Source organism: Halanaerobium sp. (assembly GCF_003070835.1).
The window spans coordinates 1-2582 of sequence record NZ_QBLR01000408.1; the positions used below are offsets into that span (position 1 = coordinate 1).

Below are 2582 nucleotides of genomic sequence, written 5' to 3' on the forward strand. Positions count from 1 at the left end.
ATCAATGTTTGTAATATTCCCGATCAAAAGAGATACTTTTTCTAATACCGGAGCAAGAATTTCTCTTTCTTCTTCAATTTCTCTTTCTAGATTATCCATTGAATTAGCTCCTCTGCGGTAAAGTTTATTAATTTGTGCCTTCTAGAAAGGCGAGCAAAAGAAATTGAAGAAGAAAGAGAAATTCTTGCTCCGGTGTTAGAAAAAGTATCTCTTCTGATCGGGAATATTACAAACATTGATGATGATTTAACTATAATCACGCCTCCTTTTTTTCAAAAAGATGAATAATAAATCCATTTATATAACAATGAATACCTACTCTCATCAGATTTCTATAATCCTGATGGGAGTTTTTTGATTTCATATCAACAAAGTTACTTAGTTGCAGCTCCAGTTTTTATTCTGCAATAATAGGGAATTTTAGTTTGCAACTTTCGGGAATACTACTTTGCAATTCCCGGTAATTTTAGTACAAAACAAATAATTATGTTACTTTCATATATTTATATTGTTTTATTGTAACAAATATGTTACAATTAATATATAAGAACTTAAATGAAAGGGTGAGCATAATGATAAATTACGAAAAGATTGCAAAAAGGTTAAAAAGAGCTCGGCTGGATATGAATTATTCACAGCAGGAAGTAGCTGATTTAATTGGTAAAAAAAGAAGTCAAATATCCTACTATGAAACAGGTGCTAGAAAAATTAATTTATCTTTGTTAAACAAATTCTCTAACCTATATGGCAAAAGTATTGAATACTTTATTGGAGAAAGAAAAGAAGAAGAACAATTAGAGATAGCTCACCGCTCAACTGATATTAAACAGGAAGATCTTGAGAAAATTGAATGGGCAAAAAATTTCGTTAATAACTTATATGAGTTAAAAAATATGCAGGAGGTTAAATGAAATGAGTAAAGCTAATAATCCTCTTGCTGAAACTAGAGCTATAGAAACAAGAAATGAATTTGGCTTGAGCAATACAGAAGCAATTAATATTTTTGAAGTTTTAAAATATAATGCTAATGTAAGTATTATAAAAATGTCAATTGAGAGTGGATTATATGGTCTTTTTATCAAAAAAGGTGAGGTACAGGCAATTTTAATTAACATTAATACATCGCCAGGCCGCCAATATTTTACTGCAGCTCATGAATATTATCATTTAAAATATAATGTTAATTTAAATGGAAAGCAGAAGTCGCTAGAGAAAGAAGCTGATACTTTTGCCTCTTATTTATTAATGCCCCGAGAAGCCCTAAATTTTCATCTTAAAAAAAGGCTTACTAAAAAAAATAAAAGTAAAATTGATGTTTCAGATTGTCTTTATCTCGAAAATTATTTTAAAATTAGCCACCAGGCTCTTATCTTGAGACTAAAACTGGATAATCACATAAAAAATAAAGAATATCAAAATTTAAAAGAGATTAATATAACTAAAGCAGCTAAAAGATACGGATATTCAACAGAATTATACTCTAAAGTGAAAACTGATGAGGATATAATCGTAGAATCTGACTATGCTGAATTAGCTGAAGAAGCACTTGAAAAAAATAAAATTTCAGAGAGTAGATATAATGAGTATCTAATTGAAGGTGGGTATGGTTACCTGGTGTTTGGAGATGACGATGATGAGCAATGATAAATTAGTTTATAAGACTGATATAAATTTAGTTTTTGATAATGATTGTCTTGCTTCCTTTATCTGGGTTAAAAGAATAGATATTTTGGTTAATTTATATAATGGTAGAATGTTCATTCCTCAGGTAGTAGTTGATGAATTTAGCTTTATGAAAAGATATAGTAAATATAAATGGGTTTATGAAGAGGTAGTTGATGCCATAAATGCAGACCTGTTTAAAGTAATTAAAATAGATAGTAATCATCAAGCATTTTTTGAATATAATAAACTTGTAAATATGGGTAAAGGTAAAGGAGAATCTGCAGCCATTGCAATTGCTAAAACAATGGACAATTATACTGCCTGTAATAACCTGAAAGATATTAGACCATTTATTGAAAATAATGAAATCAATAATTTATTTACTTTTGATATTTTATTTGAATATTATCATAAAAATAATAGTTCTATAGAAGAAATTGAAAAAATAATATCTAAGATGAGAAACAAGAAAAGAAAATTACCTGATATTAAATTTAAGGATTATATAAAAGAAAATTTTCATAATATAATTTTTGATTACGTTTATAATGATCATAAAGATACTTTAGATGAGCTTGATTAAAGAAAAATTGCAAAAGCATTGAATAGGAAAGTAAAGATAGATTTAGTTTGATTTCTGATCTCACTGTAATAGGTGTATGATTAATTTATAATAAGTAATCTTGAGAAAGGATGGTTTTATGTCAGATTATCAACTGCAGAAAACTTTTTGTCCTGAGTGCAGAAAAGATGTTGAGTATCAAATTAAGGAGCTGGTAGAGAAAAAAGAGGTGCGCGGCCTGGAGTTTGAATATACAGCAGAAAGAGCTTATTGTAATGAATGTGAGTCTGAAATTTTTATTCCTGAGCTACATGATCAAAATCTAAAAAAAATAGATGCAGCATATAGAGAAAAA

The 2582-nt window shown here is 28.3% G+C and carries 3 protein-coding genes and 1 pseudogene; all 4 read left to right on the top strand.

Going from position 1 to position 2582, the window contains the following annotated elements; genetic code table 11:
- The first annotated feature begins 572 nt into the window (after positions 1–572).
- A complete protein-coding gene (locus CI949_RS19740; protein ID WP_290769611.1) occupies positions 573–911 on the top strand; it encodes a helix-turn-helix domain-containing protein in 339 nt (112 codons plus the stop codon).
- A gap of 1 nt (position 912) precedes the next feature.
- Positions 913–1644: an ImmA/IrrE family metallo-endopeptidase gene (locus CI949_RS19745; RefSeq protein WP_290769613.1), complete on the top strand. Its 732-nt coding sequence runs from the start codon at positions 913–915 to the stop codon at positions 1642–1644.
- The gene (locus CI949_RS19750; protein WP_290769615.1) at positions 1634–2248 is read left to right on the top strand and encodes a hypothetical protein; all 615 of its coding nucleotides are present in this window, start codon (positions 1634–1636) and stop codon (positions 2246–2248) included. Before CI949_RS19745 ends, CI949_RS19750 begins: the two co-directional genes overlap by 11 nt.
- Before the next feature lie 118 nt (positions 2249–2366).
- Positions 2367–2582, top strand: a pseudogene (locus CI949_RS19755) (hypothetical protein); the annotation flags it as partial.